The following is a 24,945-nucleotide window of genomic DNA, read 5'->3' on the forward strand; positions in this document are numbered from 1 at the left end:
GGAGCTAGGAGCCGGTGCGCTCCCACCCCCGACGTTCCGGACGTGCGCCGAGGCGCCGCGGGTCGCGGCTGCGGTAAACGACGTACGGGCGGAACAGGTACTGCACCGGCGCGCTGAACATATGCACGAGCCGGGTGAACGGTACCAGTGCGATCAGTAGCATGCCCACTACCGCGTGAATCTGATAGAGCGTGGGCACCCCGTCCATCAGCGCCACATCGGGGCTCAGCGTGAACAGGCTGCGCGACCACGGGGCGATGGTCTGCCGGTAGTCGTAGCCGCTGCCGCCGGAGTGGGTGAGCTTGGCGACCATGCCGAGGACGAGCGCGCCGAGCAGGAACACGTACATGGCCTTGTCGTTGCGCGTCGTGGCGCGCAGCACCGGGGCCTTGGTGCGCCGCCGGTAGACCAGCATCGCGATGCCCGCGAGCGCGAGCACCCCCGCGAAGGTGCCGCCGATCAGCGAGAACATGTGGTACGTGTGCTCGCTGACGCCGACCTTCTCGGTCCACGACTCCGGGATGAACAGGCCGACGATGTGGCCCACGAGCACGAAGAGGATGCCGTAGTGGAACATCGGCGAGGCGATGTTGAGCAGCTTCGACTCGTAGACCTGCGACGAGCGCGTCGTCCAGCCGAACTTGTCGTAGCGGTAGCGCCAGATGGTGCCGGCGATCAGCAGGACGAACGCCACGTAGGGCAGGACGCCGAAGAGCGCTGTGTTCACCGCGCGTGCTCCTTCTCGAGGAGGGGGAGTGCGAAGGGTTCGAGGCCGACGTCCTCCTGGGGCGGGCCCGAGCGGGCGAGCGCCTGCGCCTCGGCCCGGTCCTTGGGGGAGGGCCCCGGCAGCGCCGCGCACACGGCGTTGAGGACGGTCGCGTACGGGGTGCCGTGATCGGTCAGGGCGAACCGCAGCAGCTCAAGGCCCGCACGGTTCTCCTCCAGCAGGAACGTGCCCTCCTGCGCGGAGAATTCGAGGACGGCGGGCAGGAAGTCCGGGAGTTCCTCGCCGGTGAACTCCATGCCGTGCTCCCGGTAGACCTCCTTCATCCGCACCAGGGACATGCCGCGCCGCCGGGTGTCACCGTCGCGCCACCACGTCAGATACAGGCTGTGCCGGTTCTTGAAGTCGAAGACCTGGACGTAGTGGGCCGCCAGGTCCTGCATCGGCGTGGCCTCGGCGTGCTCGACGAAGGGCGCGAGCGGCGGGGCGGCCGCGCGGATCAGCGGCAGCCGCTCGTAGAACTCCTCGTCGGGGTACGTGAGACACAGCGCGGACGCCTGGAGGAGCAGGGAGGTCCGGTCGGTCATCAGTTCTCCTCCTGGTCGGCGGTCTGGCGGTCCTTGCTGAGCTGGAAGTTCTCCACGGAGACGACGGGCAGCAGCTTGCGGCCGTCGGCGACGGTCGACCCGGAGTCGCCGCCGAACGGGCCCTCGCCGCCCATGCCGGGCCCGCCCTCGTGGTCGAGCGAGCAGGTGTCCGACGGCAGCGCGGACTCCTCCAGGCGCTCCGCGTCACCGACCGCCGCGGTCGGGATCACGTACCGGTCCTCGTACTTGGCGATGGCGAGCAGCTTGTACATGTCCTCGATCTCGTCCGGCGACATGCCGATCGACTCGGCGATCGAACTGTCCGGCAGATCACCGAGGTTGATGGCCCGCATGTGCGAGCGCATCGCGGCCAGCTTCTCCAGGGACGCGCGGACCGGGCCGACATCGCCCGCCGTGAAGATCTCCGCCAGGTACTCGAGCGGGATCCGCAGCGTGTCGATCGCGCCGAACAGGTTGGAGTGGTCCTCGCCGTCGTGCCCGGTCTCGGTGAGCGCGTCGACGACGGGGGAGAGCGGCGGGATGTACCAGACCATCGGCATCGTCCGGTACTCCGGGTGCAGCGGCAGCGCCACCTTGTACTTGCTGATGAGCGCGTGCACGGGCGAGCGCCGCGCCGCCTCCATCCAGTCGTACGGGATGCCCGCCTCCTCGGCGGCCCGCTGCACCGCGGGGTCCTCCGGGTCGAGGAAGATGCCCAACTGCTCTTCGTACAGGTCGTGTTCATTGGGCGAGGAGGCGGCCTCCGTCACCTTGTCTGCGTCGTAGAGGATCACGCCGAGGTAGCGCAGGCGTCCCACGCAGGTCTCGGAGCAGACCGTCGGCAGGCCCACCTCCAGGCGCGGGTAGCACAGCGTGCACTTCTCGGCCTTGCCGGTGCGGTGGTTGAAGTACACCTTCTTGTACGGGCAGCCGGTGACACACATCCGCCAGCCGCGGCACGAGTCCTGGTCGACGAGGACGATGCCGTCCTCGACGCGCTTGTACATCGCGCCCGAGGGGCAGGACGAGACGCACGACGGGTTGATGCAGTGCTCGCAGATCCGCGGCAGATAGAACATGAAGGTCTGCTCGAACTGGAACTTGACCTTCTCCGCGGCCTGTTCGCGGGTCTTCTCCACCATCGGGTCGAGGTCGCCGTACTCGGAGGACCCGCCCAGGTTGTCGTCCCAGTTCGAGGACCACTCGATCTTCATCGGCTTGCCGCTGATGAGCGAGCGGGGCTCCGCGACCGGGTAGTCGTCGCCGAGCGGGGCGTCGGTGAGGTTCTTGTAGTCGTACGTCCAGGGCTCGTAGTAGTCCTTGATCTCCGGCAGCTTCGGGTTGGAGAAGATGCCGAGGAGCTTCTTGAACCGGCCGCCGGCCTTCAGCTTCAGGGCGCCCTTCTTGTTCAGCTCCCAGCCGCCGCGCCACTTCTCCTGGTCCTCGTAACGGCGCGGATAGCCCTGCCCCGGGCGGGTCTCGACGTTGTTGAACCAGACGTACTCCATGCCGTTGCGGTTGGTCCACGCCTGCTTGCAGGTGACCGAGCAGGTGTGGCAGCCGATGCACTTGTCGAGGTTCATGACCATCGCGACCTGAGCCATGATGCGCATCAGTACTGGACCTCCTGGGAGCGGCGGCGGATGACCGTGACCTCGTCGCGCTGGTTGCCCGTCGGGCCGAGGTAGTTGAACGCCCAGCTCAACTGGGCGTAGCCGCCGATGAGATGGGACGGCTTGAGGATCAGCCGGGTGAGCGAGTTGTGGATGCCTCCGCGCTTGCCGGTCGCCTCCGCCTTCGGCACGTTGACGGTGCGTTCCTGCGCGTGGTGCATGAAGACCGTGCCGGCCGGCATCCGGTGGGAGACGATCGCGCGGGCGACGACGACGCCGTTGCGGTTCACCGCCTCGATCCAGTCGTTGTCCTTGACGCCGATCGAATCGGCGTCCTGCGGGGACATCCAGATGGACTGGCCGCCACGGGACAGCGCCAGCATGAACAGGTTGTCCTGGTACTCGGAGTGGATGGACCACTTGTTGTGCGGGGTGAGGTAACGGACCGTCACCTCCTTCTCCCCGTCAGGACCGAGCCGTGGCTCGCCGAACAGCCGGTTCATGTCGAGCGGCGGCCGGTAGATCGGCATCGCCTCGCCCAGCTCGTGCATCCAGTCGTGGTCGATGAAGAAGTGCTGGCGGCCCGTCAGGGTGTGCCACGGCTTGAGGTGCTCGGTGTTGAGCGTGAACGCCGTGTAGCGGCGCCCGCCCGACTCGCTGCCCGACCACTCCGGCGAGGTGATCACCGGGACGGGCGCGGCCTGCGTGTCCGCGTACGTGACGCGCTTGCCCTCGTGCTCGGCGGACAGGTGCGCCATCTCTTGGCCCGTACGGGCCTCAAGGGTGTGGAAGCCCTGAGTGGCGAGGCGGCCGTTGGTGGTGCCGGACAGGGCGAGGATGGTGTTCGCCGCCTTGACCGCCGTGTCGAGCGAGGGGCGGCCGTCGGCGGGTCCGCCGCGCACCGTGCCGTTGCGCTCGCGCAGCTCCGTGACCTCCTGGTCGGGCTTGAGCACGATGCCCTTCGCGGGCAGGCCCAGCTGCTCCACCAGCGGGCCGAGCGCCGTGAACTTGGCGCCGATCGCCGTGTAGTCGCGCTCGACCACCGTGAGGTTCGGCAGCGTCTTGCCGGGCACCGGTTCGCACTCGCCCTTGCGCCAGTCCAGGACGACGCCGCCGGGCTGCGCGATCTCACCGGGGGTGTCGTGCTGGAGCGGCGTCGCCACCAGGTCCTTGCGCACCCCCAGGTGCCGGGCCGACAGCTCGCTGAGCTTGTGGGCGAGCGCCTTGAACGTGTCGAAGTCGCTGCGCGCCTGCCACGGCGGGTCCACGGCAGGGGTGAAGGAGTGCACGAAGGGGTGCATGTCCGTCGAGGCGATGTCGTGCTTCTCGTACCAGGTCGCGGCGGGCAGCACGACGTCCGAGAGCAGGGTGGAGGACGTCTGCCGGAAGTCGAGGGACGTGAGCAGGTCGATCTTGCCTTCGGGGGCCTCGTCGTGCCAGGTCACCGTCGTGGGGCGCTCCTCGAGGGAGGCCTCCTCGGCCCGCAGCGAGGAGTGCGTGCCGAGCAGGTGCTTGGTGAAGTACTCGGCGCCCTTCGCGGACGAGCCCAGCAGGTTCGCCCGCCACAGGGTCATCACGCGCGGCCAGTTCTCCGGCGCGTCCGGGTCCTCGCACGCGAACTTCAGCGAGCCCGCCCTGAGTTCGGCGACGGTGTCCTCCACGGACTGCTCACCGAGCGCGAGCGAGCTGCGGTCGAACGTCGGATACGAGGGCATCCAGCCCGAACGCGCCGACAGGGACAGCACATCGGCGCCCGTCATGCCCTCGAAGGCGCCCTTGCCGAGCGGGGACGCGAGGACGTCGGCGCTGAACCTGTCGTAGCGCCACTGGTCGGTGTTGAGGAAGAAGAACCCAGTACCGATCATCTGGCGCGGCGGCCGCGACCAGTCGTTGGCGGAGGCGAGCGAGGCCCAGCCGGTGACCGGGCGGCACTTCTCCTGACCCACGTAGTGCGCCCAGCCGCCGCCGTTCCTGCCCTGGCAGCCGGTGAGTTGGAGCAGCGACAGAAAGCCCCGGTAGGTGGTCTCGGAGTGGAACCAGTGGTTCGTGCCGGCGCCCATCAGGATCATGCAGCGCCCGCGCGACTTCTCGGCGGTCTGCGCGAACTCCCGCGCGATCTTTACGCACTTGGCGGCCGGTACGGAGGTGTGGATCTCCTGCCAGGCCGGGGTGCCGGGCGTCTCCGTGTCGTCGTACGAGGTGGGCCACTGGCCGGGCAGGCCCTCGCGCCCGACGCCGTACTGCGCGAGCAGCAGGTCGAACACGGTCGTCACGAGCGGGCCTTGCTGCCCGCCGAGCCGGGTCGCCGGCACGCCGCGCCGCACGACCTCGCCGCGGCCCTGCCCGTGCGTGCCGCCGTCGGTGTCGAAGCGGGGAAGCAGCACCTCGACGCCGCCCGCCACGTCCGATCCGTGCAGGCTCAACGTCGGCTGGATATTGCCCAGTTCGAGGTTCCACTTGCCCTTGCCTGACTCGGTCCAGCGAAAGCCCAGCGACCCGTTCGGAACGACCGGCTGGCCCGTCGCCTCGTCGAGCACCGCGGTCTTCCACTCGGCGCCCTCGCCGCCCTGACCGAGATCGGTGGCGCGCAGGAACTTCGACGGTACGTACGCGCCGTCCCGCTCCTCAAGGGTCACCAGGAACGGCAGGTCGGTGAACTTCTTGACGTAGTCCGTGAAGAACGGCGTCTGCCGGTCGACGAAGAACTCCTTGAGGATCACATGCCCCATGGCGAGTGCGAGGGCGCCGTCGGTCCCCGGGTGCGGGTGCAGCCACTCGTCGGCGAACTTCGCGTTGTCCGCGTAGTCGGGCGCGACGACCACGACCTTCTGGCCGCGGTAGCGCGCCTCGGCCATCCAGTGCGCGTCGGGCGTCCGCGTCACCGGCACATTGGAGCCCCACATCATCAGATACGCGGCGTCCCACCAGTCACCCGACTCGGGCACGTCGGTCTGGTCGCCGAACACCTGCGGCGAGGCCACCGGCAGGTCCGCGTACCAGTCGTAGAACGACAGCATCGGGGCGCCGATCAGCGAGTGGAACCGGGCCCCGGCGGCGTGCGACACCATCGACATGGCGGGAATGGGGGAGAAGCCGGCGATACGGTCCGGGCCGTACGTCTTGATGGTGTGCACATGCGCCGCGGCGATGATCTCCACCGCCTCGTCCCAGGTGGCCCGCACCAGACCGCCCTTGCCGCGGGCCTGCTGGTACCTCCGGCGGCGCTCGGGGTCGGCCTGGATGTCGGCCCACGCGAGCACCGGGTCGTGCAGCCGCGCCTTCGCCTCCCGGTACATCTCCACGAGCACGCCGCGGATGTACGGGTAGCGCACACGGGTCGGCGAGTACGTGTACCAGGAGAACGCGGCGCCGCGCGGGCAGCCGCGTGGCTCGTACTCCGGCCGGTCGGGACCCACGCTCGGATAGTCCGTCTGCTGGGTCTCCCACGTGATGATGCCGTCCTTGACGTACACCTTCCACCGGCACGAGCCGGTGCAGTTCACGCCGTGCGTGGAGTTCACGACCTTGTCGTGGCTCCAGCGGTCCCGATAGAAGACGTCCCCGTCCCGGCCGCCCTTGATCTGCACGCTGTGCAGGTCAGGCGCCGCCGTCCCCCGCCGGAAGAACCGCCCCGCGCGCAGCAGCGCGGCGTCCGGCTCGGTCGGGGTGCGCGTCGTGTCCGTCACCGTTAGCTCCCTCGATATCCCGTTCTGGGCACGCTAATGGCGTTGCATCCAAGGCACATCTCGGCCAAGGCCGTACGAGGAGGGGGCGGGGGGCCTTGCGTACGGCTTCGGCCATTACCGTTCCTAGAGACTGAGCGGGGGTGAGTCCTGGCGCTGTGGCCAGGGCTCGTGGTCGCGCTCTGCCGAACACCCCGAACGGTCTTGGGTGTTCTGGTCCACCGCGTTCGCCCCGTGTCCGGGTGGCCCGCATCCCGTGCGGGATCCCGGGATGGGAGGGCGGTGTCCCTCACGCCCCGGGGTCTCCGGTGCGGCCTGGACGGTCCGATGCCCCGCACGATCACTCTGGTCGTGCGGGGGCGGTGCCGTCCGTCGCCGGATCGGATGCCCCAGGGCGCGTCTGCCGATGGCGACGGCCGCGGCCTCGTGACGCGTCGCCTTCCGTTTCTGGTTGGTGAGGGGTTTCTGCCAGTGCTGGGCGCCCCACTTGGAGGTGTAGGCGGGATCGACCGCGACCAGTGCGATGCCGAGGGTGGTGGCCATGGAGACGAGGCGAGCCCGCAGCCGGCCGGTGGGCATCCCGGAAATCAGCTGCCGGAAGCGTTTCTTGCGGCCGTGTTTCTCCCGGCTCCTGGAGTCGGTGAAGTCCAGGTCCTCGACCGCGACGGCGAGGTGATGCCGCTTGGCCCAGTGCAGCAGCCGGATCAGGGCGTGGCGGACCTGTGCGTCGCGGTGGGCGGCGGGTCCGGTCAGGTCGTAGCCGAAGCGGCGCGGGGCGCCGAGGGGGTTGCCGTGCGCATCGAGGCGCCAGGCGGCCAGGTGATCGGCGTTCATGTCCACGCCGACCAGCCCGTGCGCGCGCACCGCCGCCAGCGGCAGCACGACGGGGGCGGGGGTGGTCCACGACGCGGTCAGATACCAGCGTCCGCGTGCCGTGTCCTCGTGGATGCGGTAGGCGACCGCCCGATGCGCCTCCACCCGGTCGCGCCACTGCTCGCCGCGGTGAGCGAAGGCGACCCGGGCGCCGAGCACATAGCGGCCATGCGGGGCGTTCGCCAGGTGGGCGAGCGGGGCCGGGAGTTTCACCGACACCTCGCCGTCCGGGGCGACGCGGATGGTCTCGTTGCCGAACTTCTTGCCCGACTCGCCGTCCGCCTGCAGGAACCGGCGCCCGGCCCGCCACCGCTGCCGCCACGCCGCCTCGTCCAGGCTGGCCGCCGCCAGGTGGTGGCGGGTGTTCAGCAGCCTTCTGCCGCCGCGCACCACGGCCACTTGACCGCTCTGCCAGGCCGCACGCACCTGCTCCAGACGGGCCTTGAGGATCTCCAGGCGGCGGGACTTGGCGTGCCACTCGCGGCGCGAGCGATATCCGCCCGGCTTGCCCTGCGCGCCTCGGGCCCCCAGCGGCAGCGCGAGCCGGTACGCCAGCACCGCGATCCCCGCCTCCAGCGAACGCACCAGCGCGAGCTGCCCGCGCCGCGCCAATCCCCACTGATCATGCGAGGCCTTGGTGATGGCGCCCGCCCACCGCGACGACGACGCCGCCGTGACCGCCCGCTTCCGCGCCGCCCACCCGGCCGCGTCATGCCCGGGCCCGGCCGCGCACCGCGCCCTCAGGTCCCGCCCGGCCAGCGCCCCGAGATGGTCCCCGACCCGGCGCAGCACCTCCACGTCCCGCTCGCTCAGCCGCTTGAGCCGGTCCCGGACCGCCACCCCCGCCGCGGGCGGGACTACGAACGACGCCGCCAACTCCCGCACCCCACCCACCTCCTGACCGCCGAGCCCGGGACCATCCCGGCCACCCCGCTCAACGACCACGAACCCACCAGGTCACCCATTCGGCCCACAAACCTTCGTTCCCCTCCCCTCCCCTCCCCTCCCCTCCCGACCGAGCACACCCACACACTCACTCCCGCACACTCCTGCGCACCGGACCGCTCACAGGATCGAGCAGTTGGAACCCCGGACGTCATCGACCCGCCACCCGGGCACGGGCAGGGTGGCGTCACCGAACAGAAGACGAAGGGGGATCCCCATCTCGCCTCCGACCTGTTCTCGCGTGCCGCGGCAGTGAAGAGGAGACCGTAGCCGGATCCGGTGGCACGCTGGAGGCATGCCTACTGAACCGCTCTCCCAGAAGGACATCGAGGACCGCCTCGCCGAACTGCCGGGCTGGTCCGTGGAGGACGACGCGCTCACGCGCACGTACCGCCTGGGCTCGCACTTCGCGGCGGCGGCGCTGGTGATGCACATCGCCCAGACCCAGGAGGACCTGAACCACCACTCGAACCTGACGCTCGGCTACAACACGGTGACCCTCGCCGTGAACACCCACGACGCGGGCGGCGCCCTGACGGCGAAGGACTTCACGCTGGCGGAACGGGTGGAGAAGCTGGCGGCGGCGCACACCACGTAAGCCCCGCCCTGGGACGAGAGGCAGCCGAGCCCCGGTTTCGGGAAGGGGCTGGTGGGGGATTTCCGTCCCGCACACGCCCGGCTGGGCTAAGGTCCCCGCGTGCTCGACTACGACGAGGAAGCGAACCGGTACGACGCGACCCGCGGCGGAGAGCCGCGCGCTCAAGCTGCCGCCGACGCCGTGCTCGGCCTCGTCCCGGAGAACGCCCACACCCTCCTCGACCTCGCCTGCGGCACAGGCCTCGTCACCCGCCGCATGACCCGCCCCGGCCTGCACCCCATCGGCGTCGACCGCGCGAGCGGCATGCTGCGGGCCGCCGCACCCCGACTGTCCGGCGCGGCGCTCCAGGCGGACGCCCGCCAACTGCCCTTCGTGGACAGCACGTTCGACGCGGTGACCGCCGTCTGGCTGCTGCACCTCCTGGACGACGCGGCGCCGGTCATCGCCGAGGCGGCCCGCGTACTCCGCCCCGGCGGGGTGTTCGTGACGACGGTCGACAAGGCGGCGGCGCACCTCGTGGACAGCGACATCTGCGCACTCGTCGGACCCCACGGCCGCCGCCCACCCACCGACGCCACCGAGCGCATCACGACGATCGCCGCCGAGCACGGACTGCGCCCGCAGGGTTCCGCCACCTTCGTCGGACACGGCCAGGGCCGCGTGCCCGCGCGGCTCGCACGGGAGGTGCGGGCCGGGCGGATCTACGCGCGCGGGGGTGAGGAGCTGGCGGCGCGGCTGGAGGGTCTGCCGGATCAGGCTGCGCCGCGGCCCGATCCGACGTACACACTGCTGGCGTTCGCTGTGTGACGGGGGCGTGCTCAGGCCAGATGCAGGTCCACCGAGGCGGGCAGGGCGTCGACGCCCCGGACCCGGTCGCGGCTGATGTCGATCATGAGCGTGCGCAGTCCGCGCAGCCCGGCCAGCGGGGAGAGGTCGATGTCGCCCTCCGCGTGCATGTCGCCGCTGAACTCGCAGTGGGTCAGCCCGGGGAAGAGGTCCGGCAGCCGGTGGGCCGCCGCCTGCACGACGCGGTCGCCGTCGCCGCCGACGAGTGTCACATGCGTGATGCCCGGCAGTCCTTCGCCGGCCGGCGCCGTCTCGAGCGACACAGCGGTCGTCGTGAGTTCGGTGAGGTGGGGCAGCTGGCGCAGCTCCGCCCAGTCCGCCGCCGACGCCGGACCGGAGGCGGCGTTCAGGGCCAGCGTCATCAAGTGGGGCAGGTCGGCCAGTCCCTGGAGCCCGTGGGCGGGAGCCACCTCTCCCGCGATGCGCAGACTCTTCAGCGGGCCCCCGGAGGGCAGCTGCCGGGGCGACCAGTTGAGGGTGGCGGGTCCGGAAACGGCGAGGACCTCAAGGGCCGTCAACCGGCCCAGGGGATCCAGGTCCAGCTCGGGTGCCGTCGTGTGCAGGTCCAGGAGGGCCAGGGGGAGGCCGTCCAAGGCGGAAATGTCCGTGAGCTGTGGACAGTTGGCGACAATCAGCGACTGGAGCCCTGGTTGCCCCGCGAGGAAGCGCAGATCCGTCACGTCCTCGTGGGACAGGTCGAGCAGTGTGAACGTGTGCTCCTCCGCGTACGCGATCAGGGCTTCGAGGGACACCCCGGTCCTGACGTCCAGGTACGTCGGTCGCATCCCGAGCCGCCGCACCTCGTCGAGCTGGGCATTGGAGCGCACCGTGTACGCAAGGCCCGTCGGATCGAGGCGCGCGATGACCTCCTCCGCGTACTGGGCCGTGTCGTAGCGCGACCACGCCCACATCAGCTGCGACCGCACCGCCAGAAACGAGTGCTCGACGAACCGGGAGAGAAAGGCGATCGCGGCGTCCGAGTCGATTCGGGAGGCCGTGATCACCACGTGGAAGGCGTCCACCGGATCCTGGAGCTCCTCCGGGCCCGGCAGCAGTCGCAGGACCAGGGGCCCGACCTGGGCGAGCGCCTGGGCCTCCGGCACGCTTCCCGGTGGAATCAGAGTGGCGGTGCGCTGCTCCACGGCCTCGCGCACTCCGGGGTCGAGTGACGTCGCGTGCTCCAGGCAGGCCGCCGCCAGCAGATAGACGCGGGCCCGTTCGCGCCCCTCCGCGGCCTGGTCACCGGCCTCCAGGAGGCTGTTGAAGATGGTGACCCGCTCGCGGGCGCGGGCCAGCGCGACCGCCATGCGGATCACGTCCTCCCACTGGTCGTGCCCCGCGTTCGCGCTCAGCAGCCCGAAGTCACCCTCCTCCAGCGCCGCCCGGGCGCCGAGGAAGTCCTGGAACGTGCGATGGACGAAGTCGACGGCATCGGGGCCGGGTTCGCGCAACAGCCCACTGCGCTCCAGGAAGTGGTCGAAGACGGCCGCCGCGTCCCCGAGAGCGGCGATCTCGGGCACGGAGGGCAGTTCCCTGTCGATGATGCGCACGGCGCGCTGGCGGTCCATCTCGGTGCGGCCGTTCTTGATCAGCCAGTAGGCCAGCCGCTGCAACACGTCGAGCTGCGGGTCCTCGGCGAGTTCGGGCCCCGCCATGTCACGCTCCCGGTCCCGGCGGTTGAGGAGCATCGACAGGGCGGCCTCGTACAGGTCTTTGCGGCCGTGCGGGAGATAACCACGACGGTCCCGGTGCAGGGCGCAGATCAGGCCGCACATCAGGGGATTGGTGGCCAGGCGGCCCAGGTCGGGCTCCGTACGGACGGCGCGGAGCAGTTGGGCCTCGTAACGGTCGAGGTCCCCGTCGCCGTCGTCACCGCATCGTGCCGCGGCGTGCCAGCGCCGGATGAAGGTGGCGATGGCGGTGGGGTCCATGGCGGAGAGCGCCAGCTCGCCGAAGCCTTCGTCAGCGAGCCAGTCGTGGTCCACCGCGGAGGGGCGGGAGGTGACCAGCCACCGGTTGTCGCCGTCGTACGTCTCGATGAGCGTGCGCAACCAGGCCCTGGCCCGTTCGCGTTCGCTCTCCGGTATCTCGTCGATGCCGTCGACGAGAATCAGGCCGCGCCCGTCCCTCAGCACCCGGTTCTCCCAGCCAGTGGGCTGGGTGCCGTCCAGCGGGCAGCCGATGGCGGCGAGGAAGTCCTTCGGCAGGGGCAGCTTCCTGCCGTCGCGGGTGAGGGTGCGCAGGGGCAGTACGAACGGCACCCGGCCGTCGAGGTACTCCATGCCCTCGGCGAGGTCCTGCCGTGCGGCGGTGACCGCCAGCCACTGGACGAGCGTGGTCTTCCCGGAGCCCGCCTCGCCGCGGAGGAGGACGCGGGGGGCGTTGGCGAGGGCGCGGTCGGCGGGGCGGGAAGTGTGCCGACGAAGCCGGCGCCAGACCTCACCGTTTACGCCCCGTACGGCGTCGGCTGCCTCCCAAGCGGCCGTCTGGAGCCGCACGTCCCCCCAATCCCGTTGGGATTCCAGGAAACGCTGGACCTCGTCGGCATCCGGAAGCTGAGAGAATGCCTCGGCGAACGTCTTCTCGAATTCCCTGACCACGGTCGGCAGTAGCGGCGGCCCCGTTGTCTCAAGGCTCAAATACGCCACGTCCAACGCCCAGCGTCGCGGCGAGTCGCTGAGGTCGATGCCGAAGATCGTGAGCTTGCCGTGCCACTTGGCCACGTATTTCAGATACGCCTGCTCGAAGGCGACGTCCCCGCCGCCCGGGGGAGGGACGCGCCGGATCAACTCATCGACCTTGGCAATGAGTTCACCCATCGACCGCGTCTGCTCCACGAGCGCGTGGGCGACGAACGTGGACCGCTGGGTGAAGAAGTGCAGGATGTGCAGGCACGCGGCGTCCAGCAGCGACTCGTACAGCCGCGTGCCGTCGGCCGACAGATGACGCTCGGGGTTGTCGGCCGCGCGGCGCAGTTCGTGGGCGAACCGCTGATGGCCCAGCCGCACGGCGTCGAGATCGGTGATGTCCAGCCGGCCCAGGGCATACAGGGTGCTGCCGAGCGCGTCGGAGACGGCGCTCTCCTCGTCGGCTCCCACCGGCCGTTCGCCGACCCGCACCGCCTGTCGGACGAGTCTGGCGGCGAGCCGCCGCACGTCCCGCTCGCCGAGTACGCGCTTCTCACCGCGGAACGACACGTAGCCGGAGATCCGGATCGGCTTGTCGACCAGACCGGCCCCCGGGCCCTCGCTGACGAACAGCTTCTTCACGACCGGGCCGATGGCGGCCGAGGCCAGGCGGGCCCCGATGGTCGTGGGTTCCATATGAGCCCCCAGGAAGGTCGAACACCGACTGCCCCGGGATCATACGGCGCACCGGGTGAACCCCATCGTCCAGTTCGGCAGCCACGTCCGCCCTTCGTCGACGGAGAACGCCTCCCGGCTGCCCATCGAGTCCATCGGCCACGCACACGACGAGTTCCTGCGCCTCGGCGCGGACATCGAGGTGCTGGAACCGGCCGAGCTGCGTGAGCGGATCTCGGCGACGGCGCGGGCACTCGCGCGCACGTACGCGGATACGGAGACCGGCAACCCATCGGCGCACGGTGGCAACTGAGGGGGCGTAGGAATCCGCCGACCCACACCCCCCAGGAGCGCCGATGTCCCGCCCCCGCCCCCACCGCAGACGCCGCCGTCTGTTCCTCGCCGCCGCCACGGCCGCCGCGTTGGCCGTCACCGGGCTGACGCTGCTGCCCGGTGACGACGCGTCCGCCGCCACCGCCCGGCAGGCCGAGAAGCTGGACCGTGGCCTGGTCAGTGTGCACACCGACGCCGGGAACCTGGTCAGCTGGAGGTGGCTCGGAACCGACCCGGACAACGTGGCGTTCAACGTCTACCGGGCCGGCACGAAGGTCAACTCGACGCCGGTCACCGGCTCCACGAACTTCTTCCACGACGGCGCGCCCAGCTCCGCCGACTACACGGTGCGGGCCGTCGTGAACGGCACGGAACAGGCCGATTCGCCGCACGCGATCCAGTTCCGCAGCGGATACAAGGACGTACCGATCACCCCGCCGTCCGGTGGCACCACGCCCGACGGCGTCGCCTACTCCTACGAGGCGAACGACGCCTCCGTCGGCGACCTCGACGGCGACGGCGTCCTCGAATTCGTCCTCAAGTGGCAGCCCACCAACGCCAAGGACAACTCGCAGTCCGGTTACACGGGCAACACGATCGTCGACGCGGTGAAGCTCGACGGCACCCGGATGTGGCGCGTCGACCTCGGCAGGAACATCCGCTCGGGCGCCCACTACACCCAGTTCCAGGTGTACGACTACGATGGCGACGGCAAGGCCGAGGTCGCCATGAAGACGTCCGACGGGACGAAGGACGGCAAGGGCACGGTCATCGGCAGTTCGTCCGCCGATCACCGCAATTCGAGCGGCTACGTGCTGTCCGGGCCCGAATACCTCACCATGTTCAACGGCCAGAGCGGCGCCGCCATGGGCAGCGTCGACTACGTCCCCGCGCGCGGCACGGTGTCGTCCTGGGGTGACTCGTACGGCAACAGGGTGGACCGCTTCCTCGCGGGCACCGCCTACCTCGACGGCGCCCGGCCCTCGCTCATCATGGCGCGCGGCTACTACACGCGGAGCGTGATCGCGGCCTGGGACTGGCGGGACGGAAAGTTCACGCGCCGCTGGACCTTCGACACCAATTCCTCCACCAACTCCGGTAAGGGGTACGACGGTCAGGGGAACCACCAGCTGTCCGTCGCGGACGTCGACGGCGACGGCAAGGACGAGATCGTCTACGGCGCGATGGCGGTCGACGACAACGGGTCGGGCCTGTGGACGACGAAGAACGGCCACGGCGACGCCATGCACGTGGGCGACCTCGACCCCTCGCGGCCAGGACTTGAGGAGTTCAAGGTCGACGAGGACAGCTCCAAGCCGTCCTCCTGGATGGCCGACGCCAAGACCGGTGGTGTCATCTGGAAGACGGGCACCAACGGTGACAACGGCCGTGGTGTCTCGGGTGACATCTGGTCCGGCAGTGCGGGCGCCGAGTCCTGGTCATCGGCCGAGTCGGGCGTCCGTGACCCGAAGGGCACGGTCGTGAACTCCCACAAGCCGCCCTCCACCAACTTCCTGTCCTGGTGGGACGGTGACACCACCCGCGAACTCCTCGACGGCACACACATCGACAAGTACGGCACGTCCGCCGACACCCGCCTCCTGACCGGCGCCGGCGTCCACTCCAACAACGGCACGAAGGCCACGCCGGCCCTCTCCGGTGACATCCTCGGCGACTGGCGCGAGGAGGCCGTCTGGCCGACGACCGACAACACGGCCCTGCGCGTCTACTCGACCCCGGTCCAGACCTCGACCCGCATCACGACACTCCTCCACGACACCCAGTACCGCACGGCCCTGGCCTGGCAGAACACGGCCTACAACCAGCCGCCGCACCCGAGCTTCTTCATCGGCGACAAGATGCCGACGGCACCGCGCCCGACGCTCACGACACCGTGACCCCCACCGGGTGGCTCAGTGGCGCAGCAGCCACACCACCCGGTCCCACGCCAGCAGGTGGTACACGACGAGCACACCGGTGAGGACGAGCGCCGGCACCTGCGATCCGGCCGCGTACAGGGCGGCCGCGCCACCGAAGAACACGGCCAGCTCCAGCAGGAGGCGCAGCGGCCCGGGGGTCACCACGACGGCGTCCCCGGACCGCGACGCGTCGTCCGGCGTCGCGAACACACCCCACAGCAGGGCCACGAGGAGGGGGACCGCGATCACGAGGACGTACCGCAGCGCCCCCGACGTCAGCCCCCACGCCCAGATCCCGAAGCACACCAGCGCCAGCAGTTCCAGTACGAACCGCACCGCGAGCGTCGACGCGTGAAAACCGTAGCCGTGCAGGCGGACACCATCGGCTTCGGCAAGGCGGCGCCCGACGCGAGCCAGAGGTGTCAACAGGCCCGCCGCCAGGGCGAGTACGGCTACCGGGGGCAGCCGGGTGCGCGGTCTTCGCATGGGGGTTCCTCCTGGTGCGGCTCGACAAGCTGTGAACCAGTGGGAGCGCTCCCAAGGATGCGGATGGGGCAATTGGCGGTCAAGAGGCTTGAGGAGTCGAATAAATTCGACAGCGAAAGTTCGGAACTCGTCTGTTGCTTGACGGCAGTTCCTTCTCTAAAGTCGCCCAGCAACCAGTGGGAGCGAATCCATCAGTCGACGCGCCGGCCGTGGCCGTACGCGTCCGAGCTGCAAGGACTCGCTCATGCGACACCCCCCGCACAGTGCGTTACTCATGGCGTGTGCCGTCTCGGCGGCCACGCTGATCCCGTTGGCCGGCGCCGCACCCGCGGTCGCCGCCGCCCCCGCCTGTACGGTCGAGTACTCGGTCACCGGGCAGTGGAGCGACGGCTTCCAGGGCGCCGTCAAGGTCACCAACAACGGTGCGGCGAAGGGCAGTTGGAGCCTGTCCTTCGACTTCGCCGACGGACAGAAGGTCACCCAGGGCTGGGGCGCCAAGTGGGCCCAGTCCGGTTCCACCGTGACCGCGGCCAACGAGACCTGGAATGGCGCCCTGGACTCCGGCGCCAGTGTGTCGGCCGGGTTCGTCGGGTCGCGGTCCGGCGCCAATACCGTGCCGACCGCCTTCAAGTTGAACGGCGCCACCTGCAACACCGACGTCACCGACCCGACGGACCCGACCGACCCGACCGACCCGACCGGCCCGACCGGCCCCGGTGACGGCGCTGTCCCCGCTCTGAAGGTCTCCGGCAACAAGCTCGTCGACGCGAGTGGTGCCACCCGCCGGATCCTTGGTGTGAACCGCTCCGGCGCCGAGTTCATGTGCGTACAGGGCCATGGAATCTTCGACGGCCCCGTCGACGACGCGGCGATCAAGGCGATCGCCGACTGGAAGTCCAACGCCGTCCGCATCCCGCTCAACGAGGAGTGCTGGCTCGGCCTCGACAACATCAAACCGGAGTACGGAGGCGCCAACTACCAGTCCGCCATCAAGCAGTTGGTCGACCGGGTCAAGGCGAACGGCATGACGCCGATCCTGGAGATGCACTGGTCGTACGGCCAGTACACCGGCAACTCGGCCGGCTGCTCCGACGTCCACGCCAGCTGCCAGAAGCCGATGCCGGACGCCACGTACGCGCCGAGCTTCTGGTCCTCGGTCGCCGCCACCTTCAAGGCGCAGCCGGAGGTCGTCCTCGACCTGTTCAACGAGCCGTATCCGGACCGCGCCACCTCCACCCTGTCCGAGGCCTGGGCTTGCTGGAAGGACGGTGGCACCTGCCCCGGCATCGGCTACGAGGTGGCCGGCATGCAGGACCTGGTGGACGCCGTGCGCGCGGCGGGCGCCCGGAACCTGATCCTGGCGGGCGGCCTCGCGTACTCCAACGACCTGCGGCAGTGGCTCGCCCACAAGCCGTCGGACCCGGCCGGCAATCTCGCCGCGGCCTGGCACGTCTACAACTTCAACACCTGTTCCAGTGAGGCCTGTTGGGACGAGCAGCTCGCGCCCGTCGCGGCGCAGGTCCCGCTGGTGGCGGGGGAGATCGGCGAGAACACCTGCTCCCACGCCTTCATCGACCGGGTCATGAAGTGGTTCGACGACCGGAAGCTGTCGTACCTCGGCTGGACCTGGAACACCTGGGACTGCTCCTCCGGTCCCTCGCTGATCAGCGACTACGACGGCACGCCGACCGCGTTCGGGGTCGGCCTGCGCGACCACCTGAAAGCCATCAACCCGTAAGACACCAACCCGTAAGGCATCAACCGCAGGCACCAATCACTGAAAGGGACACACCACACCATGAGTCGCACCAGATCCAGATACCGCTCCCGCTCCCGCTCCCGCTCCCGCTCCCGCTCCCGCTCCAGCGCCGCAGGCCTCGCCGCCCTCGCCCTCACCGGCGCCGGCTTAATGGCGGGAGCCGTCGCCCTGCCCGCGTCCGCCGCGGCCCCCGCGTGCACCGTCGACTACAAGGTGCAGAACGACTGGGGCAGTGGCTTCACCACCGCCGTCACCGTCACCAACAGCGGTGCCGCGGTGAACAGTTGGAACCTCACCTGGTCCTACGCAGGTAACCAGAAGGTCGGCTCCGGCTGGAACGCCGACATCTCCCAGTCCGGGTCCGCCGTCACCGCCAAGAACGTCTCGTACAACGGCGGCCTCGCCACCGGCGCCTCCGCCTCCTTCGGCTTCAACGCCACGTACAGCGGCAGCAACGCCGCACCCGCCACGTTCAAGCTGAACGGTGTCACCTGCAACGAGGACACCACGGGGCCGACCGACCCGACCGACCCGACCGATCCCACGGACCCGACCGAGCCCGGTGACCGCGTCGACAACCCGTACGCCGGCGCCAAGGTGTACGTGAACCCGGAGTGGTCCGCGAAGGCCAAGGCGGAGCCCGGTGGCAGCCGGATCGCCGACCAGCCCACCGGTGTCTGGCTCGACCGGATCGCCGCCATCGAGGGCGTGGGCGACGGCATGGGCCTGCGCGACCACCTCGACGCGGCGCTCGCCCAGAAGGGCAGCGGCGAGGAGGTCGTCCAGCTGGTCGTCTACGACCTGCCGGGCCGCGACTGCTCCGCGCTCGCCTCGAACGGCGAGCTCGGCCCGACGGAGATCGACAAGTACAAGTCGGACTTCATCGACCCGATCGTGAAGATCCTCGCCGACCCGAAGTACGCGGGCCTGCGCATCGCCACCACGATCGAGATCGACTCGCTGCCCAACCTCGTCACCAACGTGTCCGGCCGCCCGACGGCCACGCCCAACTGCGACACCATGAAGGCCAACGGCAACTACCAGAAGGGCGTCGGCTACGCCCTCGACAAGCTCGGTGACATCCCCAACGTCTACAACTACATCGACGCGGGCCACCACGGCTGGCTCGGCTGGGACGACAACTTCGGCCCCTCCGCCGAGCTGTTCAAGTCGACCGCGAGCGCCAACGGCGCCAAGCTCTCCGACGTCCAGGGCTTCATCGTGAACACCGCCAACTACAGCGCCCTGAAGGAGGACAACTTCACGATCGACGACTCGGTCAACGGGACCTCCGTGCGCCAGTCGAAGTGGGTGGACTGGAACCGGTACACCGACGAGCTGTCGTACGCGCAGGCCATGCGCGAGAAGCTGGTCTCGCTGGGCTTCGACCAGAACCTCGGCATGCTGATCGACACCTCCCGCAACGGCTGGGGCGGCGCGGCGCGGCCGACCGGGCCCGGGGCCAGGACCTCGGTGGACACGTACGTGGACGGCGGGCGCTACGACCGCCGCATCCACCTCGGCAACTGGTGCAACCAGAGCGGCGCGGGCCTCGGCGAGCGGCCGCAGGCCAACCCGGCGACCGGGATCGACGCCTACGTGTGGATGAAGCCGCCGGGCGAGTCGGACGGGTCGAGCACCGCCATCGACAACGACGAGGGCAAGGGCTTCGACCGCATGTGCGACCCGACGTACACCGGCAACCCGCGGAACAACAACAACATGTCAGGGGCGCTGCCGAACGCACCGGTGTCCGGGCACTGGTTCTCCGCCCAGTTCCAGGAGCTCATGAAGAACGCCCACCCGGCGCTGTAGCCCGGCTGCCGTAGCCGGATATTGCCGACTCGGCAACGTGGCTTGCCTGTCCGTATGTCGTCCGCGCACCCTGAGGGCGACGGACGACATACGGGCACGAAGGGCGGCGACACCCGACATGGCACACGGCCACCACCAGCACGAACAGCACGGCGAGCAGCAGCACGGTCAGCACGGCGGGCACGGTCACCACGACCACACGGACATCGACTGGGCCGACATGATCCCCATGCTGGAGCGCAACGCCTCCGTGTACGAGCCGCTGTACACGCAGGCCCTCTCCTGGCTCCGTGCGTCCCGTCCCGCCGGCACCGGCCTGATCGTCGACGCGGGCGCGGGCCCCGGCGCCGTCTCGCTGCACCTCGCCGAGGCCTTCCCGGAGGCCCGTGTCATCGCGGCCGACCCGGAGGAGGCCCTGCTCACCCGGGCCATGGAGCGGTTCGCGCAGCACGGCATCGCGGAGCGCACCGGCACACTGCGCGTCGAACTCCCGGACAGCATCGACGAGTTGCCCTCCGCCGACCTCATCTGGGCCGCCCGCTCCCTGCACCACGTGGGCGACCAGCGGGCCGCGGTCGCCGCGCTCGCGGGGCGGCTCGCGCCCGGCGGCACCCTCGCGCTCGTCGAGGGCGGTCTGCCGCAGCGCTGTCTGCCGCGCGACTTCGGCCTCGGCAGGCCCGGCCTGCAAGCGCGGGCCGACGCGATCGAGGAGGAGTGGTTCGGCGACATGCGTGCCAAGCTGCCCGGCGCCAAGCAGGACACCGAGAACTGGACGGAGCTGCTGACCGACGCCGGCCTGACGAACGCCGTCAGCCGCACCTTCCTGCTCGACCTTCCCGCGCCGCTCTCCGGCGAGGCCCGCGAGACGGTCGTCGACCTGTGGAAGCGCCGCCTTGACGTCTTCGCCGAGGCGCTGCCGGCCGAGGACATCGCCACGATGGAGCGGCTGATGGACCCGAAGGACCCGCAGGGCCTGTACCGCCGCGACGACCTCTTCCTGCTGACCGCGCACACCGTGCACACGGCGGTCAAGGAGGCCTGAGGCACGTACGCGACAGGGCCCCGGAGCGTGCTCCGGGGCCCTGTCGCCTGCTCAGGTGCTACGCGACGTCGAACGTCGCCGGGTCCGGGCCAATACGCCGGTCCTCGTTGAGCGCGGAGATCGCGCCGAGGTCCTCGGTGTCGAGCTCGAAGCTGAACACGTCGATGTTCTCCTTGATCCGCGACGGCGTCACGGACTTGGGGATCGCCACGTTGCCCAGCTGGACGTGCCAGCGCAGCACGACCTGCGCGGGCGTGCGGCCGTGCTTCTGCGCGATCGCGACGATGGCCGGGACCTCCAGGAGGCCCTTGCCCTGGCCGAGCGGCGACCAGGCCTCGGTCGCGATGCCCAGCTCGGCGTGCTTCTCGCGGGAGGCGCGCTGCTGGAGGTGCGGGTGCAGCTCGATCTGGTTGACGGCCGGGATCACGGAGGTCTCCGCGGTCAGCTTGTCCAGGTGCTCCGGCAGGAAGTTCGAGACGCCGATGGACGTGGCGCGCCCGTCGGCCTGGATCTTCTCGAAGGCCTTGTACGTGTCCGTGGCCAGGCCCTTGGAGGGCAGCGGCCAGTGGATCAGGTACAGGTCGACGCGGTCGAGACCCAGCTTCTCCAGCGAGGTGTCGAAGGCGCGCAGCGTGGAGTCGTAGCCCTGGTCGGCGTTCCACAGCTTCGTCGTGACGAACAGCTCCTCGCGGGGGATGCCGGACGCGGCGATCGCCTTGCCGGTGCCCTCCTCGTTGCCGTAGATCGCGGCGGTGTCGATGCTGCGGTACCCGGCCTCCAGCGCCGTCGCGACGGCCTTCTCGGCCTCGTCGTCCGGCACCTGCCACACGCCGAAGCCGAGCTGGGGCATCTCGACGCCGTTGTTCAGGATGATCGGGGGAACCTTGCTCACGAGGTGTCGATCCTTTTTCGTCCGGTGATGGGTGGCACTGCACAATGCGGTACCCCCATGGTCAACGATCACGGGCGTACGCGCATTCCTGTGGGTGACACCAGCATGACAGTCAGGTATGAGACTTTTGCGCCGGGGGTTGTGTCCCCAGGTAAGCCTCGCGTACCCGTGTGTCCGCCCGGATCGCCTCCGGAGTCCCCTCCGCGAGCACGGAGCCCAGGTCGAGCACCACGACCCGTGAGCACAGCTCCATCACGAAGGCCACGTTGTGCTCGACGAGCAGCACCGCGCAGCCGTCCTCGGCAAGGCGCCGCACGGTCGCCGCGAGCAGCTCGCGCTCCTGCGCCGTCATGCCGGAGGCGGGCTCGTCGAGCAGCAGCACGCGCGGCCGGTCGGCGGCGGCCCGCGCCAGCTCCAGCATCCGGGCCCGGCCGACCGGCAGCGTCCCCGCGTACGTACCGGAGAGGCCGTCGAGGCCGCAGTCGCGCAGAAGGCCTTCGGAGCGCTCCGAATCCGCGCCGCCGCGCCGCCACTCCTGCGCGACCAGCAGGTTGTCCGCGACCGTGAGCTGCCCGAACAGCTGCTGGCGCTGGAACGTGCGGCGCATCTTGTGCCGCGCCCGCCAGACGGGGGAGCGGCGGGTGATGTCGGCGCCGTAGAGCAGGACCCGGCCCGCGTCGGGCCTGCGGATCCCGGAGAGGACGTCGAAGAACGTCGTCTTGCCCGCTCCGTTCGGCCCGATGAGCCCGCACACCTCGCCGGGCGCGAGCCGCAGGCCCACCCCGTCGAGGGCCCGGACGCCGCCGAAGCGCACGCCGACGTTCTCGGCTTCCAGTACGTACCTCATGAGTGCTCGGCCTCCTTGGTCGCCGCGATGCCGAGGTATGCCTCCGTGAGCCGCTCGGCCTCCACCTTCTCGCGCGGCCCGCACCAGGTGACGCGGCCCTGCGCGAGATACGCCACGGTGTCCGCGACGCCGAGGATCTCCGACGCCTTCTCCTCGACGAGCAGCAACCCGGTTCCCGCGTCGCGGAGTTCGGCGAGCAGCCGGTACACCTCGTCGGCGACGCGCGGCGCGAGGCCGAGCGAGGGCTCGTCGGCGATGAGGACGCGGGGCGGCCGGTGCAGCAGCGCGGCGAGCGCCAGGAGCTGCTGCTCGCCGCCGGAGAGCGAGCCCGCGGTGACGTCGCGCCGGGCGGCGAGCCCGGTGAACCGCTCGTAGACCGCCAACCGGTCGGCCTGCTCCGGGAGTTGGAGCGCCAGGTTCTCGTCGACGGTGAGGGAGGGGAAGATGCCGCGCCCCTCCGGCGCGAGCACCACCCCGGCCCGCGCCCGGCGGACCGCACCCTGGCGACCCGCCGCGGACCCGGCGACGTACACCTCGCCCTGAAGCGGTGTCATGAGGCCTGCCGCGACCTTGCACGTGGTCGACTTCCCCGCGCCGTTGGGGCCGAGGAGGGCCACGATCTCGCCGGGGTGGACGGTGAGGTCGACGCCCGTCAGGACGCGGGCGCCGTCGTATCCGGCCTGTACACCGGCGAGTTGGAGCGCGGCGTCGGGGTCGGGCGACGAGGTCGGCGCGTCGTCGACGGCGTTCGTCGTGGCGGTCTTCCTGCGGTGGCGGCGGGCCGGGATCGCCGCGCAGTAGCCGTCCGGATCGTTGGCGAGCGCGAGGCCCGCGAGACCGAAGAGGATCACCGGGAGCTGCACCGACTCGGTCAGGTAGTCGCTGATCAGATGCGGTACGACGGCGAAGCTGAGCCCTGCGATCACCGCGAACTGCGGCCGCCGGACGCCCGCCGCGACCACCACGGCGAGCCAGATGAGCCCGGTCATCGCCGTGAAGTCGGTCGCGGTGATGCGGGTGTTGTACGACGCGTACATCACGCCGCCGAACCCGGCGAGCCCCGCCGAGATCGTGAACAGCAGCAGCTTCGTGCGGATCACGGAGATCCCGGACGCCATCGCTGCCGCGGGTGCCGAGCGCACCGCGAGCATCGCCCGGCCCGCCCGCGAGCCCCGCAGCGCGCTGAGCCCCGCCACGGCGGCCGTGCACAGCACGACCATGGCCACGCCCATCGCCCGGTCGTCGCCGAGGTCGATCGGGCCCGCGACGGCGCGCGGGATCTCCCAGCCGGTGTCGCCGTTCCTCAACCAGCCGAGCTGGAACAGCACTTGGTCCGCGAGGAAGGCCAGCGCGAGCGTGGCAAGGGCCAGCGAACGGCCGCCGAGCCGCAGCGCGGGCAGCGCCACGAGCGCGCCGAGCGCCGCCGCCGCGCACGTCCCGGCGAGCGCCGCCCAGATGAACGGCACTCCGTGACTCATCAGCAGTCCCGCGACGAGCGCGGCGCCCGTCACGAACGCGGCCTGCGCAAGCGACACCATCGCGCCGAGCCCGGTGACGACGGTGAACGACAGGAACACCAGCGAGATCGCGAGCCCTTGGGCGAGGATCCCGCTCCAGAACGGCGTCGTCACCGTGTAGAAGGCGATGGCGAGCAGCACGGCGGCCGTTGCCCACGGCCCCCAGCGCCGCAGCCACGACCGTCCCGCCAGATAGTCCACCGGCGGCGCGTCGCTCGCCACCGTGCCCGCCGTGCGTTGCCGCCGCGTGAGCAGCAGGAGCCCGGCGAACAGGATCAGGAACGGCACGGCCGTACGGAACCCGGTGATCTTCTCCGCGAACGTGGCGTACCCGGCGACCAGGTTCTGCAGCACCCCGAGCCCGAGCCCGCCCGCGAAGGCCAGCGGGATCGACATGAAGCGGCCGAGCACGGCGGCCGTCGCCGACACGAACAGGAACAGCGTGAAGTCGTGCGAGGAGAGCCCGAGCAGGGGAGTGGCGAGCACGCCGGCCAGGCCCGCGAGCACCGACGAGAGCATCCACGCCACCGACGAGAGCCGGTCGGCGCTGATCCCGCGCAGCTCGACGAGCGAGCGGTTGTCGACGGACGCCCGCAGCTTGAGCCCAAGTGCCGTGTGGCGCAGGAGAATCCACAGCCCGAGCGCGACGACGGCGGTCGTCACCCACGTGATCAGCTGGTCCGAGTCGATGCCGACGCCGTCCATCAGCTGCCAGTTCTTCGCCGGACTCGGTCCGACCCCGGGCAGCCCGAACTGGTTCTCCGCAGGCTTGACCGGCGCGCCCGCGTCCTCAAGGAGTTCGACGATCCACAGGCCGAGCGCGGGCAGCGCGACGAGCAACCCGATCGTCGCGACGATCTGCGCGGTCTCGCCGACCCGCGCCAGTTTTCTGAACATCAGCCGGTCGAGACCCCAGCCCAGCAAGGGCGCCACGACGAGGACGAGCAGCAGCGCCGTCGGCACGGCGGGCCAGCCGAAGCCGGAGTGCAGCTCGTAGAAGGCGAGCGCGCACAGATAGGCGGTCGCGCCGTGCGCGAAGTTGAAGAGCCCGGAGGCCGAGTAGGAGAGCACGAGCCCCGTGGCGAGCAGCGCGTACAGCGCGCCCGACACGAGCCCGCTCAGCACGAAGGCCAGCAGATCCGACACCTGAACACCTCTTCCCTT

Annotated in this window: 17 protein-coding genes; 7 read left to right on the top strand and 10 right to left on the bottom strand. The window is 70.3% G+C overall.

The genetic code is table 11. The features are described 5' to 3' along the window. Positions 1-4 precede the first annotated feature (4 nt). The 5 genes from narI to OKJ99_RS30705 all read right to left on the bottom strand — a co-directional run bounded on the left by narI (position 5) and on the right by OKJ99_RS30705 (position 8,374). Positions 5-727: a respiratory nitrate reductase subunit gamma gene (narI, locus tag OKJ99_RS30685; protein WP_326021202.1), complete on the bottom strand. Its 723-nt coding sequence runs from the start codon at positions 725-727 to the stop codon at positions 5-7. Further along, complete coding sequence (gene narJ, locus OKJ99_RS30690) at positions 724-1,311, bottom strand: nitrate reductase molybdenum cofactor assembly chaperone (protein ID WP_326021203.1); 588 nt, start codon at positions 1,309-1,311, stop codon at positions 724-726. The genes narI and narJ overlap by 4 nt, the downstream gene beginning before the upstream one ends. Continuing rightward, a complete protein-coding gene (gene narH, locus OKJ99_RS30695) occupies positions 1,311-2,924 on the bottom strand; it encodes a nitrate reductase subunit beta (RefSeq protein WP_326021204.1) in 1,614 nt (537 codons plus the stop codon). Before narH ends, narJ begins: the two co-directional genes overlap by 1 nt. Further along, positions 2,924-6,610 (bottom strand): nitrate reductase subunit alpha, encoded by a 3,687-nt coding sequence (locus tag OKJ99_RS30700; protein WP_326021205.1) that lies wholly within the window; start codon positions 6,608-6,610, stop codon positions 2,924-2,926. Before OKJ99_RS30700 ends, narH begins: the two co-directional genes overlap by 1 nt. 123 nt (positions 6,611-6,733) lie before the next feature. Beyond that, the gene (locus OKJ99_RS30705; protein ID WP_326021236.1) at positions 6,734-8,374 is read right to left on the bottom strand and encodes a transposase; all 1,641 of its coding nucleotides are present in this window, start codon (positions 8,372-8,374) and stop codon (positions 6,734-6,736) included. 346 nt (positions 8,375-8,720) lie between these two features. Between OKJ99_RS30705 and OKJ99_RS30710 the strand changes: the two genes are divergently transcribed. Both OKJ99_RS30710 and OKJ99_RS30715 read left to right on the top strand, forming a co-directional pair. Further along, a complete protein-coding gene (locus OKJ99_RS30710; RefSeq protein ID WP_326021206.1) occupies positions 8,721-9,023 on the top strand; it encodes a 4a-hydroxytetrahydrobiopterin dehydratase in 303 nt (100 codons plus the stop codon). A gap of 99 nt (positions 9,024-9,122) precedes the next feature. Continuing rightward, positions 9,123-9,830 carry a class I SAM-dependent methyltransferase gene (locus tag OKJ99_RS30715; RefSeq protein ID WP_326021207.1) on the top strand — a complete coding sequence of 236 codons (708 nt, stop codon included), beginning with the start codon at positions 9,123-9,125 and terminating at the stop codon, positions 9,828-9,830. Between the two features lie 11 nt (positions 9,831-9,841). Here the strand turns inward: OKJ99_RS30715 and OKJ99_RS30720 are convergent, their stop codons facing one another. Then, positions 9,842-13,192, bottom strand: coding sequence for an NACHT domain-containing protein (locus OKJ99_RS30720; RefSeq protein ID WP_326021208.1), 3,351 nt, complete (start codon positions 13,190-13,192; stop codon positions 9,842-9,844). Between the two features lie 55 nt (positions 13,193-13,247). Here OKJ99_RS30720 and OKJ99_RS30725 point away from each other — a divergent pair, with 55 nt between their 5' ends. Continuing rightward, positions 13,248-13,484, top strand: coding sequence for a WCX domain-containing protein (locus OKJ99_RS30725; protein WP_407700799.1), 237 nt, complete (start codon positions 13,248-13,250; stop codon positions 13,482-13,484). Between the two features lie 43 nt (positions 13,485-13,527). Then, entirely contained in the window at positions 13,528-15,402 is a 1,875-nt protein-coding gene (locus OKJ99_RS30730) for a rhamnogalacturonan lyase (protein WP_326021209.1), read from the top strand. A gap of 15 nt (positions 15,403-15,417) precedes the next feature. On the opposite strand, the gene OKJ99_RS30735 is transcribed toward OKJ99_RS30730, so the two are convergent. Beyond that, positions 15,418-15,909 carry a YrdB family protein gene (locus tag OKJ99_RS30735; RefSeq protein WP_326021210.1) on the bottom strand — a complete coding sequence of 164 codons (492 nt, stop codon included), beginning with the start codon at positions 15,907-15,909 and terminating at the stop codon, positions 15,418-15,420. Between the two features lie 274 nt (positions 15,910-16,183). Between OKJ99_RS30735 and OKJ99_RS30740 the strand changes: the two genes are divergently transcribed. The 3 genes from OKJ99_RS30740 to OKJ99_RS30750 all read left to right on the top strand — a co-directional run bounded on the left by OKJ99_RS30740 (position 16,184) and on the right by OKJ99_RS30750 (position 20,525). After that, the gene (locus tag OKJ99_RS30740; RefSeq protein ID WP_407700800.1) at positions 16,184-17,647 is read left to right on the top strand and encodes a cellulase family glycosylhydrolase; all 1,464 of its coding nucleotides are present in this window, start codon (positions 16,184-16,186) and stop codon (positions 17,645-17,647) included. Between the two features lie 171 nt (positions 17,648-17,818). After that, on the top strand, positions 17,819-19,483 hold the full coding sequence (locus OKJ99_RS30745) for a glycoside hydrolase family 6 protein (RefSeq protein WP_326021212.1): 1,665 nt from the start codon (positions 17,819-17,821) through the stop codon (positions 19,481-19,483). Positions 19,484-19,601: 118 nt separating this feature from the next. After that, on the top strand, positions 19,602-20,525 hold the full coding sequence (locus tag OKJ99_RS30750; RefSeq protein ID WP_326021213.1) for a class I SAM-dependent methyltransferase: 924 nt from the start codon (positions 19,602-19,604) through the stop codon (positions 20,523-20,525). A 58-nt stretch (positions 20,526-20,583) separates the two neighbouring features. Here the strand turns inward: OKJ99_RS30750 and OKJ99_RS30755 are convergent, their stop codons facing one another. The 3 genes from OKJ99_RS30755 to OKJ99_RS30765 form a co-directional block, all read right to left on the bottom strand. Beyond that, a complete protein-coding gene (locus OKJ99_RS30755; RefSeq protein WP_326021237.1) occupies positions 20,584-21,375 on the bottom strand; it encodes an aldo/keto reductase in 792 nt (263 codons plus the stop codon). A 154-nt stretch (positions 21,376-21,529) separates the two neighbouring features. After that, positions 21,530-22,264: an ABC transporter ATP-binding protein gene (locus tag OKJ99_RS30760; protein ID WP_326021214.1), complete on the bottom strand. Its 735-nt coding sequence runs from the start codon at positions 22,262-22,264 to the stop codon at positions 21,530-21,532. Beyond that, positions 22,261-24,927, bottom strand: coding sequence for an ABC transporter permease subunit (locus OKJ99_RS30765; protein WP_326021215.1), 2,667 nt, complete (start codon positions 24,925-24,927; stop codon positions 22,261-22,263). Before OKJ99_RS30765 ends, OKJ99_RS30760 begins: the two co-directional genes overlap by 4 nt. Positions 24,928-24,945 lie beyond the last annotated feature (18 nt).

Origin of the sequence: Streptomyces endophyticus (assembly GCF_035798155.1) — a bacterium.
GTDB lineage: Bacteria > Actinomycetota > Actinomycetes > Streptomycetales > Streptomycetaceae > Streptomyces > Streptomyces endophyticus.